This window comes from Fusobacterium sp., from assembly GCF_019012925.1.
Lineage (GTDB): Bacteria > Fusobacteriota > Fusobacteriia > Fusobacteriales > Fusobacteriaceae > Fusobacterium_A.
The window spans coordinates 60,302-71,344 of sequence record NZ_JAGIRL010000008.1; the positions used below are offsets into that span (position 1 = coordinate 60,302).

Here is an 11,043-nt window from a genome sequence, read left to right on the forward strand (position 1 = left end):
ATGTTTTATTTTAATTTTGTTTCTCATTTTTTCTTGTTACTAAAAGCTGGTCAATCTTAAATCTATCTACATCTACCACTTCAAAGGTATAGTTCTCAAAATCTACAACAGCAGATTTTTTAGGGATACTCTTCAACATATACATCATAAACCCTGCTATTGTTTCATATGTATCCTCCTCTGGAAACTTCTCAATATCTACCAACACTTTTTTTACATCTTCCACAGGTGTCTCCCCATCTATAAGCCAAGAGCCCTCTTCTCTCTCAATTATCTGCTCATCTAATATCTGATGTACAATATCTCCCATTAGAGTGTTGACTACATCATTTAGAGTTATTAGTCCAACTACCAATCCATATTCATTTAAAATTATTGCAAAATCATCTCTAGCTTCATTAAATCTATCCAAAGCTTCAGAAAGTGTCAAGGTATTTGGAATAACCAACAAAGCCCTATTATATATACCTTTGATATTTTTTAAACCATTGATCTCACCTGTCAACATTCTAGGTAGTATATCCTTAGAACTTACATAACCCAATATTGAATCAATATCATTCTCACAGACTAAAAACTTAGCATGTGGATTGTTTGCAATCTTATTTTTTATACTCTCCTCTGATTCATTCACAGTCAAATATACTATATTATCCCTTGTTGTCATTATAGAGGAAACCCACCTCGACTCCAGCTCAAATATATTTTCTATTAGTGAGTGTTCCTTCTTCTGTACCACTCCAGCCTCTGCTCCTGCATCTACCATAGCAAAAATATCATCATAGGTTATAATCTCCTCTCTCACCAATGGTATTCCAAATATCTTAAAAATTATATTAGCTGTACCATTGAATATGAATATTAGAGGTTTTACTATCTGAATAAGAAATAGCATTGGTCTCACTATCACTGTAGATATCTTTTCTGGGGCTACCATTGCCATTCTTCTAGGTACTAAGTCAGCAAACTCTATAAAAAGTGCTGTTATAAGTACGAAAGATAGTGTATCACCTATGAAAGAGCTCTGTGATGACAACATTGGAATATATTCTACTATAAAACTCTTAACATATGGAGCAATAATTCCATCTCCCACAATACCAGCTAATATAGATACTGCATTAGTTCCAATTTGAACAGCTGTAAAAAAATCTCCAGATGTATGTTGAATATCCATCACTCTTTCAGCATTCTTATTTCCCTCATCAATCATAAGTTGTAATTTCAATTTTCTAGCTGAAGCTAGTGATATTTCACTAATAGATAAAAACATACAGATACTCATTAAAATTATTATCAGTACGATCCTTATTCCAATACTCATACCTATCTCCTCAATCATCTAAATTTTTCTTATTTTTTAAGCCAATAAAAATTTCTCCTCTTAAATCTATTAAATTTTTATTTTTTATGCTAAAATAACTTTGGCTATAGTATAATTATAGCATATTTTAGCAAAAGTTGCATTGAATTTAAGGAGGTTTGATGTCATATTTAGAAATTTTGGGAATGATTGGTTTAGGAATTGGTTGTGGAGTTAGTAAGCTTGGTATTCCAGCTGCTCTTATCTTCTCACCTATCCTAGCTAGTATCTATGGTGGTAAGGCTTCAGCTGGTATTATCATTATCCCTATCCTCGTTTCTGACCTCATTGTTATGTATATCTACAGAAAAAATGCTGACAAAAAAGTTGTTTTAAAAATGCTTCCTCTTACATTTTTAGGAATGATTGTTGCTGTGATCTTTGGAAAATACATATCTGATGAGATTTTTAAACAGAGTATGGGAATAATAATACTTGTTATTGGAATTCTTACCTTATTAAAAAACTTTAAAATTGACTTTTCTAAATTGAGTGTCCTGTTTGGATTTTTAGGTGGATTTGCTGCATTTATCGGGAATGTATCTGGTCCTCTAATGAGTATATATCTTCTAAATATCAAAATGGATAGAGATAAATTCTATGGTACTAGAACTTGGTTCTATTTTATAGTAAATCTTGTTAAGGTAACTCTCTATGTAGTAGTTTTAAAAAACATACATCTAGAGACTTTCAAGTTAACAAGTGTAGCTATTCCATTTGTTTTTGTAGGAGTTTTTGCAGGAAAATACTTTGTTGAAAAGATGAATCAGGAGCTTTTTGAAAAGTTCATTGTTATACTCAGCATAATAAGTGGATTAAAGCTATTATTTTTCTAAAATTAAGGAGGGGTTATGAATATAAAAGAGAAACAAAATCAATTATCTGCTATAATCTATATTTTATTTATGGGGTTTGGTTATCCACTGATTCGTTACATAAGTACAATATTTCACACTGTTAACACTAATGCTCTAATGTTTTTATCTGGTGGAACTCTCTTTGTTCTAGTTTCATTTTTCAAATTTAGAGATGAGTTAATAAAATTAAAAAATAATCTTTGGCTACTTCCAAGACTATTTCTTCTTGCTTCATTAACAGCTGGAAATATGTATTGTTTCGTTGGTGGACTCAGTAAAACATCTGCTCTGGCAGGTAGTATATTTGGAATATTAAGTATGCCATTTTCTATTATAATGGCTGCTATCTTCTTCTTAGATGAAAGGGAGAAAGTTAAAGAGTTACACTTTATTTTAGGTGGATTGTTAGCTCTAGCAGGGTCATTTGTCTTTGTTCTAACTGGTGCTCACAAAAGTTCATCTAGTTCAGACTTTTTACTTGGAATCACTCTTTTAGCAGGAACAATTGTTATACAGACACTACAAAGTTTTGTTGTTAAGGGGACAGCTAAACATATACACTCTATGGTTATCAGTAGTTGCTCATCTATCTTGACAAGTATTATTTTCTTCACTATATCTATAATGACTGGAAATATACATGAACTTCTAACTGCTTCAAGTGATAATATAACAAAAGTACTATTGACTGGTATGTACTCTATATTTGTAGGTATGGTTATGACATTTTTCATCATTCAAAAACAGGGTGTTGTTGTTTTAAATGTTTTAAAACTTACTTTACCACCTGTTACAGCTATTATAGGTTATCTATTATTAAATGAAAATATCACTCTATATCAAGGTATAGGTGCTTCTTTTGTCCTACTTGGTTGTATTGTAGCACTTCGTAGAAAAAAATAATCTTTTCTAGAATTGAATTTTATGGTATAATATCTAAGAAATTTTTTTATGGAGGAGATTGAATGTCAAAATTACCAAACTGTCCAAAGTGCAATTCAGAATACGTGTATGAGGATGAGAATCTATTAATATGCCCTGAGTGTGCTTATGAGTGGAGTTTAGATAATGAAACTGAGGAGGAAACTCTAGTTGTAAAAGATTCTAATGGAAACATTTTACAAGACGGAGATAGTATAACAGTTATAAAAGATTTAAAAGTAAAAGGAAGTTCTTTAGTAGTTAAAATTGGAACTAAAGTTAAAAATATTCGTTTAGTTGAAGGAGATCATAACATTGATTGTAGAATTGATGGTATTGGAGCTATGAAACTAAAATCTGAATTTGTAAAAAAAATCTAATTGATTTAAGAAAAGAGCAAGTTAGCCAAGCCTACTTGCTCTTTATTATTAAGTAACAATTATTTATTTATTAACTCATACTCCTTCATTGCTGTTCTAGCATATTTTCCTAGTGCTAATAGAGCTATTAAGTTAGGAAGTACCATCATTCCATTAAACATATCTGCCATCTCCCACACTAACTCAGCTTTTAATACAGATCCTTTAATAATAACTAACATAACAATAATTCTATATACATTTATTGAGATATTGTTTTTAAATAGGTATCTTATATTTGCCTCTCCAAAGAAATACCAACCTATGATAGTTGAAAAAGCAAAGAAGAATAGACATATAGCTATAAACATATCCCCATAAGAACCTAAAGATTTTACAAAAGCATTCTGTGTTAAGACTATTCCTGTTCCCTCTTGAACACCAGAAGTTAGAATAACTAAGGCTGTTCCTGTCAAAACTACAAAAGTATCTATAAAAACTGTAACAACAGCCACTATTCCCTGTTCCCCTGGGTGATTAACCTTGGCTATAGCATGAGCATGTGGTGTTGATCCCATTCCCGCTTCATTTGAGAAAAGCCCTCTTGCCACTCCATATCTAACTGCTTGTTTAACACTTATTCCCACTGCTCCACCTACAGCTGCATGAGTAGTAAAAGCTGAAGAAAAAATTGAAGTTAGAGCTGGTACTATCTCTCTATAATTAATAAAGATAATTACTATACAAGCTGCTATATATAATCCCGCCATAACTGGTACTATCTTCTCTGTCACTGCAGCAACTCTTTTTATCCCACCAAAGAATACAAAGCCAGCAAGTAAAGATATTACAACTCCCATAGCTACTGCTGGTACTCCAAAAGCCTTATCAAAAGCTACAGATATTGAGTTGGCCTGTACTGCATTTCCCATCAAACCAAGAGCTAAGATACAAGCAATTGAGAAAAATACAGCTAAAGCCTTTGAAAGAAATTTATTCTTAAGAGCTGTCTCTATATAATATGAAGGTCCTCCTGTTATCTGATTATTAACTCTTTTCTTAAACATCTGCCCCAATATAGCCTCAACGTATACAGTTGACATTCCAAAGAAAGCACTTACCCACATCCAGAATATAGCTCCTGGTCCTCCAGATACGATAGCTGTTGCTGCTCCAGCAAGGTTTCCTGTCCCTACCTGTGCTGCTACTGCTGTTGCCAAAGCCTGAAAAGATGACATCCCATTGTGATCTGCTGCTTTTCCATTAAGAGCCATTGAACCTGTAACTCTTCTTATTCCCTCACTAAATTTTCTAATTTGGATAAAATTTAGTTTTAATGTAAAGTAAACTCCTGTTCCCATCAAAAGAAGTATTAGAAAGTTCCCCCATAAAAATTCATTGATTGTTGTTACTACTTGTTGCATTTTTAATTCCTCCTATTTATTTCCTTTTAAATTGAATAAAAAAAGAAGGTAGAATCTACCTTCTGGAAATCAAAAAAAGAATTATACATAATATAACTAAATGTAAGTTGCATAATTCCTCTGTCCTTTTACCTGAGAGTTTAGTCCAATTGCTTGGGTTTGCTCCTTCGGTGCTCATAGAGTCTCTCCAGAGGCTCGTCCAATATAGGTCCATAGTTCTTCGAACTTGCCTGAAAGATTTACTTCGTCGGCGGCTTAACGCTCTCTCCCTATATCTTCATCCGATTTCTATTCAATTTTATCTTATAGGTCATATCATATGACATTTTTTTCTATTTGTCAAATATATTTTTTCTTTGCATAAAAAAATGAGAGAATTAATCTCTCAAATCTCTTAAATATTGTATTTTTATATTTGTCTTTTTTATATAATTATCTAGGTAGTCAACATCTTCATCAGCATTTTTCTTTTTGTACTCTACCATTCCTTTGTTAAACTTTGTAAAATCTTTCTCTAGCTCTGCTCTTTTCCTCTCCACTATGACATCGTCCATCAACTTATCCATCTTATTAGAAAGCTTATTATATCTAGCTTCGGTACTCTTAGGAGTATAAGAGCTACAAGAACTAATTAACATTACAAGGAACACTAAAGATATCACTCTCTTCATATATCTTCCTCCTGTAAAGAATGGCGATCCCGATGTGGTTTGAACACACAACCTATTCCTTAGGAGGGAATTGCTCTATCCAATTGAGCTACGGGATCACTACCTATTCATTATACTATAATTTTTATTTTTTGAAAAGGTTTTTTTTACTATGTTAAACTTTTAATTAAATATAACAGGTGTTTTTGCCCAATTCCGCTTAAACTTCCTATCTTATAGATATAGTCAACTATCTTCTCACCACTACTCAAATCCATATTAGAATATTTATAATATGATACAATCTCCCTTAAAATATGAGCATCACTTCCAAATGTTGCAGTTAGATTGTATCTCTCTCTCAACTCTCCAGCCATAAGATTTCTAACCATTGGAAGTGCATGGTTATGTGTTTCTAATGAATCCACTTTTTTTATTACATCATAGATATACTCTTTATTATTTATAAAATTTTTTTGTACCACTCCACAGATATGAGGAATTGATTTATGGCACTCCCACTGATTTAAAACATCTAAATACTCATATATACCTCTATGAGTTTTAGCCATTCTCTTAATATTTCTATAGGGTTCTACCTCTTTTCTGTAAAACTCCTCTAGATCCTCCATTTTTTTAAAATAAACTAACATTTCAAATCCATCTTCACAACCTAGTTCCAATCCTGGAACATTGTTAATCCCTAACTCACGTAATTTAACAGCACCTCTTATCTCATTGTGATCAGTTACTGAGATTAGATATCTTTTATGATCTACAAAGTTTTTTAAAAATTCTGGCTTTATAAATCCATCTGAAGCTGTAGTGTGAATATGTAGATCATAATAAAAATCTCCAGCATACCTAAAATCACTCTCTATAAAAGGAAAAAAGAAATTTGAAAGTTTTTGAAACTCTACCATATCAGGTCAACTCTCTTTCTACATTATTGGAGCCAACAATCTACAGATTGACTCTTTTAATTTTATATAATAACCTCTTTTAGAATACTCACTTCTAAAGAGTTTGTGACTAAATTTAATATCGTTATTAAATATATCTCTAAATGTTCTAGCTACATCTTTTTCATAGATATTTACATTTATCTCAAAGTTTTGATAAAAACTTCTGTAGTCAAAATTAGCTGTTCCTACAGTTACAACCTCATCATCAACAACTATAAATTTGCTATGTAGGAACCCTCTTCCATACTTGTATACCTCTACTCCCAAATCTAATAGTTCACCACTAAAATACTGATTTACCCAGTAGATAAAAAAATGATCAGGTTTATCTGGAATCATAATCTTTATCTCTACTCCTGATAGAGTAGCTATTTTTAAAGCATCTAAAACAGTATCATCTGGAACAAAGTACGGAGTCTGAATGTAAATGTATTTTTGTGCTTTCATTATCATCTTAAGAGCATTATCCCTTATTGCTCTAAATTGATAGTTTGGTCCACTACTTACCACTTGCATATGTCCACTATGCTTTCCTTTTACCTCAATTAACTCTTTTAAAACCTCAGCATTATACTCATACTCTTTTTTATATGTGTATTTCTCTTTTTTTACAATACCCCAAGAAAAGAAAAACTCTTTCTCTAACTCTATACACGCTTCTCCAAATATTCTCAATCCTGTATCTCTCCAATATCCAAGCTTTCCCTTTCCTAGATACTCATCTCCAATATTAAATCCACTTATATATCCATATTTGCTATCTATCAAACACAATTTTCTATGATCTCTATAATTTGCTCTTAAGCTTGTGATTTTGAACCAAGGGAAAATTGAAGGAAAAAATACTCCTACTTCAATTCCATTAGCTTTAAATCTCTTTAACATCTTTCTATCATAGCCACCAGCACCATCTACTATGATCTTTATCTTCACTCCCTCTTGGGCTTTTTTCAATAGTATCTCACCAATCTCGCTTCCAAGTCCATCTCCTCTAAAGATATAGTATTCCATATTGATACTTACTTTAGCATTTTTTAGATCCTCTTTTACACTTGAAAAGAAATCATTTCCATCTATAAAAATCTTGCTTGTATTTAATGATGTAAGTTGATTTTTAGATGAAATCTCAACATAGGATATGAGTTGCTCCCATTTCACCAACTCTTTATAATGGGAAAATCCCATCACTTTTTTGCTATATAAAAATTTCCATTTATAAAATTGATTAACCACTCTTTTCTTTCTAAAACTCAATCCAAAAAACAGATAGGCTACAAATCCTAGATATGGAGCCAGTACTAAAAGTGTTATCCAAAAGAGAGTAAATAATGGATTTTTCCTCTCCAATAGTACTATAATAAATAGAAATAATGCATTGATTACAATAATATAATCTCTAAAAAACGGTATTAAAATTTCCATACTTTTACCTCCTTAATAAATTGTAGCACTTTTTTCTAAAAAAATCCTTTTTTTTTTAATTTTTTGTTGTTTATTTCCCAATTATAAGTTATACTAATAGTGAACTATTTTAATTTTTAAGGCAGGTGAGAACTATGAAGAACTTTTTTGAAAAATTTGAAAAAGATCAAAAATTTAATCTTTTTACTGGTGATTTTTTAAATAAGTTAACTGGATATCCTTCAAAAACTGACATCTCAGAAGCCATTTTATCAGAGCTACAGCAATCTACAAAAAGATATATAAAAGATATGAACTCTTTTTCAGATATAGTGCAGGCATATTTAGATGCAGTTATAGATACAAAAAAGAATTTGGTTAAACAGATTAAAGAAAATTTCGAACATAGATATAGTGTAAATATTGATATATATAGCAATATTATCAATTCAGGTTTATTTGAAAATATTTTTACAAATAACTTTGATAATATTATTGAGACTAATTTTTGTGATTCAATTACAAAAATTACTCCTACTAATATTCAAAAGAGAAAAGAGAATACTATAGGTTACTATAAATTTTTAGGGGATATGTCCTCTGTTTCTACTTTCTTTATCTCTAGTCAAGATATTAGAAAATTAAAGACTTTGGAATTTTATTCAGAGTTTTTTAAGAGAGTTAGAGAGGAGATCAAGAGTAGACCAACTATCTTCTTAGGAATTGATTTAGAAGATTCTGATATGATGAATATGCTTAGTTTCATCTTAGAACCTCTAAAGGAGTTCCAACCTATATATATGATTACCAATACTTCTATTATTAGTAGTAAATCAGCAGATTTAATTGGAAAATACAATATTAAATTAATTACCTCTAGTACAAAAGATTTCCTAGATTATTTTAGTGAAATCTCACAAAAAGAAGAGAGAATACTTCCTGAAAAAAAGTTTGTGTGGTAGTATCAGAGGAAGTTAATCCCGATAGTACTACCACTGAAAATACAGAAAAGGAAACTTCTCCTCTACTAAAATTAGACTATGATTCAGCTATAGAAGAAGATGTAAATCCTCTAGATATAATTGCTGACACTCCTATTAAGGATGATATTCCATATGAGTCTTCTGAACCTAAAACTGTAACATTGATTAAAGAAGCTGGAATTGAAACTGGTATAGAGATTCAATATACATCTATGAAACTAAAAAATTTCCCAATTAAAGATAGTAATATATCTCATTATGAAAAAGAGATTGAACAGATCAGTTTAGGAAATACCACTTTACATATTGGAGATACTCCACTATTAAATGTTAATTTGAGAATAGTTAGTTTCAATAAGTTTAAGATATTTGAATTTAAGACGAGAGAGTTTAAGTTAGGCTTGAGTATAAAATTGGAAAATAATACTCTTATCAAAGAGGGAGACTTCTTTAGGTATGAAATCTTTAGCAAGTTAAAGAACTCTAGATTGAATGCTGTTGCTGACCTTATTAGAAGAGTTTTTTCAGGTGAAAGATTATCTTTCCACATAAAAGACCTACATGGAGATATTATTTTTGAAAATCCTATACAATCTCACAAATTTGGTATGATATTGAAATCTATCACTCAATATGAAAGCGTTGAGTCAATTATCTCACCATCTAAGAGTAAAGCTTTCTCTGATACATCTATGGATTTCTATACTCTACACCTTTTACAATGTTATTTAGAGGATAAGAAAATCTTAAACAGTTGGTTAAATTTTAAAGTTGAAAATAAAGATGGAATAAGAGAGGGAGATAGTTTAGTTTTTATCAAGAAGCACCCTCTTGATTTTAGAGGAATTAACTACTCTCTTCAAGAGAAAATAGTTATAAAAGATCAAATTTCTCAAAAAGATATTAATGAAAAGTCTAACTCAATTGTTGGATATAGAAAATTAGTTGAAATACAGCTTGAAAAAGTTGAAAAATAGTTTTAAATTAAGGAGTAAATTGTGTTTAATATGCTTGATAAAGATCAATTTTTTAAAGAATTTTCAATAGATGAGGAGTATTTTGCATCTACTGGTCTTGTTTGGGAAGAACTGAATAAGATCTATGATAACTATGTAAAATTAGTACCTCAGTTGGAGAAAGAAGCTGAGTATATCGTTTCTAAATTAATTGATATTCCTAGTGTACACTCAGTTAGAAGAAGAGTTAAAAAACCTAAACACCTAATTGAAAAGATTATTAGAAAAGGAAAAAAATATGTTGATAGAGGCATCTCTGTTGATACTTATAAGGGAATTGTTACTGACCTTATTGGTATTAGAGTGCTACACCTTTTTAAAGATGATTGGAAAAATATACATCACGAGATATTAGGACTTTGGGACATTAGAGAAACTCCTCAAATCAATATCAGAAGAGGAGATTACAATGTGATACAATTACAAGAGAGTATCTCTGAGATGAACTGCGAAATAATAGTTAGAGATCACGGATATCGTTCTGTACACTACCTTATTGGAATTCCTGTGACTAAAAAAGATGAGATTCTTGTTGAAATACAGGTTAGAACTGTTTTTGAAGAAGCTTGGAGTGAGATAGATCATTTGATGAGATATCCTTATGATGTTAACAATCCTATTATAACTGAGTATCTGGCTATTTTTAATAGAATAGTTGGAAGTGCTGATGAAATGGGAACATTTATTAAAAATATGAAATCTCAATTTACATTAAAACCTGAAGAGGAAATGGATAAAAGAGAATTAGATACTAAATTTAAATAGAAGTTTAATAACCTAAGCTTAGTTTTGAGCTTAGGTTTTTTCATATATCAAAAAATGAGAGGATTTTTTCCTCTCATTAATCTATAAGATAACAATTTTTTCAATAAATATAAGTAGATTAATAAAAAGGAATATTGTAAAATATATATAAAATAAGCTTGGGAGGAAAAATATGAAAAAAATAATATTAATTACCTCATTACTTTTATTAACAGCCTGTGGAAGAAAAGTAACAATAGAAGAAGCAGAACAAGCACTACATAATCATTTAATAAAAAGATTTGGAGAGGAGTTTGCTATTGGTTTTGGAGGAAGAAGAGGCTACACAGTAGGAGATAA

At 30.6% G+C, this 11,043-nt stretch carries 11 protein-coding genes, 1 tRNA gene and 1 riboswitch; of the genes, 6 read left to right on the forward strand and 6 right to left on the reverse strand.

Annotated features, from left to right (window positions below):
* Positions 1 to 10: 10 nt before the first annotated feature.
* Positions 11 to 1,324, reverse strand: coding sequence for a hemolysin family protein (locus QZ286_RS01530; protein WP_291255213.1), 1,314 nt, complete (start codon positions 1,322 to 1,324; stop codon positions 11 to 13).
* A 161-nt stretch (positions 1,325 to 1,485) separates the two neighbouring features.
* On the opposite strand from QZ286_RS01530, the gene QZ286_RS01535 reads away from it, so the two are divergent.
* The 3 genes from QZ286_RS01535 to QZ286_RS01545 all read left to right on the forward strand — a co-directional run bounded on the left by QZ286_RS01535 (position 1,486) and on the right by QZ286_RS01545 (position 3,521).
* Complete coding sequence (locus QZ286_RS01535; protein WP_291255214.1) at positions 1,486 to 2,199, forward strand: sulfite exporter TauE/SafE family protein; 714 nt, start codon at positions 1,486 to 1,488, stop codon at positions 2,197 to 2,199.
* A 15-nt stretch (positions 2,200 to 2,214) separates the two neighbouring features.
* Entirely contained in the window at positions 2,215 to 3,123 is a 909-nt protein-coding gene (locus tag QZ286_RS01540) for a DMT family transporter (protein ID WP_291255215.1), read from the forward strand.
* 62 nt (positions 3,124 to 3,185) lie between these two features.
* Positions 3,186 to 3,521 (forward strand): zinc ribbon domain-containing protein YjdM, encoded by a 336-nt coding sequence (locus tag QZ286_RS01545; protein WP_291255216.1) that lies wholly within the window; start codon positions 3,186 to 3,188, stop codon positions 3,519 to 3,521.
* Positions 3,522 to 3,580: 59 nt separating this feature from the next.
* Here the strand turns inward: QZ286_RS01545 and QZ286_RS01550 are convergent, their stop codons facing one another.
* From QZ286_RS01550 to cls, 5 genes are all read right to left on the reverse strand, one after another.
* On the reverse strand, positions 3,581 to 4,924 hold the full coding sequence (locus QZ286_RS01550) for a sodium:alanine symporter family protein (protein ID WP_291255217.1): 1,344 nt from the start codon (positions 4,922 to 4,924) through the stop codon (positions 3,581 to 3,583).
* A gap of 110 nt (positions 4,925 to 5,034) precedes the next feature.
* A riboswitch (glycine riboswitch) is annotated at positions 5,035 to 5,125 on the reverse strand.
* A gap of 176 nt (positions 5,126 to 5,301) precedes the next feature.
* Positions 5,302 to 5,595: a hypothetical protein gene (locus QZ286_RS01555; protein ID WP_291255218.1), complete on the reverse strand. Its 294-nt coding sequence runs from the start codon at positions 5,593 to 5,595 to the stop codon at positions 5,302 to 5,304.
* Positions 5,596 to 5,616: 21 nt separating this feature from the next.
* A tRNA-Arg gene (locus QZ286_RS01560) sits at positions 5,617 to 5,693 on the reverse strand.
* Between the two features lie 51 nt (positions 5,694 to 5,744).
* Positions 5,745 to 6,497, reverse strand: coding sequence for a PHP-associated domain-containing protein (locus QZ286_RS01565; RefSeq protein WP_291255219.1), 753 nt, complete (start codon positions 6,495 to 6,497; stop codon positions 5,745 to 5,747).
* Positions 6,498 to 6,515: 18 nt separating this feature from the next.
* Positions 6,516 to 7,961 carry a cardiolipin synthase gene (gene cls / locus QZ286_RS01570; RefSeq protein ID WP_291255220.1) on the reverse strand — a complete coding sequence of 482 codons (1,446 nt, stop codon included), beginning with the start codon at positions 7,959 to 7,961 and terminating at the stop codon, positions 6,516 to 6,518.
* Positions 7,962 to 8,095: 134 nt separating this feature from the next.
* Between cls and QZ286_RS01575 the strand changes: the two genes are divergently transcribed.
* From QZ286_RS01575 to QZ286_RS01585, 3 genes are read left to right on the forward strand one after another with little or no spacing between them, the layout of a single operon-like run.
* The gene (locus QZ286_RS01575) at positions 8,096 to 8,902 is read left to right on the forward strand and encodes an SIR2 family protein (RefSeq protein WP_291255221.1); all 807 of its coding nucleotides are present in this window, start codon (positions 8,096 to 8,098) and stop codon (positions 8,900 to 8,902) included.
* Positions 8,896 to 9,900 (forward strand): hypothetical protein, encoded by a 1,005-nt coding sequence (locus QZ286_RS01580; protein WP_291255222.1) that lies wholly within the window; start codon positions 8,896 to 8,898, stop codon positions 9,898 to 9,900. The genes QZ286_RS01575 and QZ286_RS01580 overlap by 7 nt, the downstream gene beginning before the upstream one ends.
* Before the next feature lie 30 nt (positions 9,901 to 9,930).
* Complete coding sequence (locus QZ286_RS01585) at positions 9,931 to 10,704, forward strand: GTP pyrophosphokinase (RefSeq protein ID WP_291255225.1); 774 nt, start codon at positions 9,931 to 9,933, stop codon at positions 10,702 to 10,704.
* Positions 10,705 to 11,043: the final 339 nt, after the last annotated feature.